This window comes from Terrisporobacter petrolearius (assembly GCF_020748185.1).
Taxonomy (GTDB): Bacteria; Bacillota; Clostridia; order Peptostreptococcales; family Peptostreptococcaceae; genus Terrisporobacter; species Terrisporobacter petrolearius.
In genome coordinates this window covers 1-216 of record NZ_JAHZMO010000263.1, presented here as the reverse complement: position 1 = coordinate 216, position 216 = coordinate 1, and the positions used below count along the sequence as shown (strand labels likewise).

The following is a 216-nucleotide window of genomic DNA, read 5'->3' as shown; positions in this document are numbered from 1 at the left end:
AAGAGAGCTTGATTGCAAGACATACAGGTCGAGCAAGGACGAAAGTCGGACTTAGTGATCCGGTGGTACCGCATGGAAGGGCCATCGCTCAACGGATAAAAGCTACCCTGGGGATAACAGGCTGATCCCCCCCAAGAGTCCACATCGACGGGGAGGTTTGGCACCTCGATGTCGGCTCATCACATCCTGGGGCTGTAGTAGGTCCCAAGGGTTGGG

At 56.0% G+C, this 216-nt stretch carries 1 rRNA gene; it reads left to right on the top strand.

Annotation, left to right across the window (positions count from 1 at the left end):
* Positions 1-216 (top strand): 23S ribosomal RNA (locus K0040_RS22655); the annotation flags it as partial.